At 72.8% G+C, this 1,926-nt stretch carries 1 protein-coding gene; it reads left to right on the forward strand.

Annotated elements, in window-relative coordinates:
• A partial coding sequence (locus GBZ26_RS29005) for an SUMF1/EgtB/PvdO family nonheme iron enzyme (protein WP_174441750.1) occupies positions 1–1,840 on the forward strand: 1,840 nt, incomplete at its 5' end.
• Positions 1,841–1,926: the final 86 nt, after the last annotated feature.

The following is a 1,926-nucleotide window of genomic DNA, read 5'->3' on the forward strand; positions in this document are numbered from 1 at the left end:
GCTGAGCCTGTTCTTCCGCAACGTGCGCGACACCGTGCGGCAGGCGACCAACGGGCGCCAGGAGCCCTACATCTTCGGTTCGCTGGGGGCGGCGCCCTTCTACTTCAACCCGCGCCCGCCCAACCGCCCGCCGGTGCTCGGCGAGATCCGCCCGCTGGAGCTGTCCGACCGCGGCGACGCCGAGCCGCTGCGCATCGGGCGCCCGACCGATCCCGACGACGACCAGCTGTTCGCGCAGATTTCCGGCCTGCCGCGCGGCGGCAGCGTGCGCATCGGCGACCGCATCGTGCTGATCGGCGACTACCTGACCGTGGAGCAGCTCGCCGCCACCAGCTTCAAGCCGGACGCGACGGTGGTGGGCGACGCCGGGCGCTTCGACTTCGCGATCATGGACGGGCGGGGCGGCGTGGTGCGGGGCGGCGTGGCGATCACCATCAAGCCGAGCAACCGTGAACCGGTGGTGGCCGGGGCGCGCACCATCCGCGCCCTGCCAAATCCCCTGGCCATCGAGGCGCCGGTGGACCCCGACGGCGACCCGCTGACCGTCACCGTGACCGCCGTGCCCGACCGCGGCAAGGTGCGCGACGGCGCCACCCTGATCCGCCCCGGCGACCGCCTGCCGGCCGAGGGGCTGACCCGGCTGACCTTCGACCCGGAGCAGGAGCGGGCGGGTGCCGCCGGTGCCTTCACCTATCAGGTGGAGGACGGCAAGGGCGGCAAGGCCACCGGCACGGTGACGCTGGAGATCGCCCCGCCGGGCGCCGCCCCGGCCGCGCCGGCGCTTGAGGAATCGCTGTGGCAGATGGTCAAGGGCAGCCGCGAGCCCGCCGACTTCGAGGCCTTCCTGCGCCTGTTCGGCAACGGCACCTACGCCAAGCCGGCGCGCGAGAAGTTGGGCGCGCTCACCCCTGCCACCAAGCCGCCTGAGGTCGCGTCGGCTCGGCCGTCGCCACCGGCCCAATCGGCTCCTCCACCGGTTTCAACCCCGGCCCCGGCTCCAGTGGTCGAGGCGGCGGCACCACCCCTACCGGCATCGCCGCAGCCCGCGCCCGCACCGGAGCAGGTGGCGGCCGCAGCCCCCCCGGCCGGCAACGGCAACAGTGCGGTGCGCAACCACAGCCGGTCGGCCAGCTTCCAGGATTGCCCGGCCTGTCCGGTGATGGTGCGGATCGCGCCCGGCAGCTTCAGCATGGGCAGCGACCAGGGTGACCGCTCCGAACGTCCGGTGCACAAGGTCACCATCGCCAAGCCCTTCGCGCTCGGCGCCTACGAGGTGACGGTGGCCGAGTGGCGCGCCTGCGTGGAGGGTGGCGGCTGCACCGGCGGCATGCCGCGCATGACCAAGCCCACCGACAGCACCCCGATCCACAACATCTCCTGGCTGGAGGCCCAGGCCTACGCGAAGTGGCTGAGCCAGAAGACCGGCCAGCGCTACCGCCTGCCGTCCGAAGCCGAATGGGAGTACGCGGCGCGCGGCGGCACGACGGGCCGCTACTGGTGGGACGGCCAGACGGGGACGCTCGCCAACTGCAAGGACTGCGGCGGCGCGCAGGAACGGCTGACCCCGGCCTCGGTCGGCAGCTACAAGCCGAATCCCTTCGGCCTGCACGATATGAACGGCGGCGTGGCGGAGTGGGTCGCCGACTGCTGGCACGCCGACTATGCGGGCGCACCGACGGACGGCAGCGCCTGGACGTCCACCAACTGCCGGGAGCGCGTGTTGCGCGGCGGGTCCTGGCGGGGCGGCTTGGCCGACATCACCGACACGGCACGGCTGTTCTACGATCCGGATGTGCGGTACCTGAACAATGGGGTGAGGGTGCTGCGGGAGTTAAATTGAGGGGTGGTTGGGTCGGGCCCCCACCCCGGCCCTCCCCCGCTCGCGCAGGGGAGGGAGATTTTGGCGAAGCGGCGGCAGTCCCCTCC

The organism is Azospirillum formosense (assembly GCF_013340925.1).
Taxonomy (GTDB): Bacteria; Pseudomonadota; Alphaproteobacteria; order Azospirillales; family Azospirillaceae; genus Azospirillum; species Azospirillum formosense.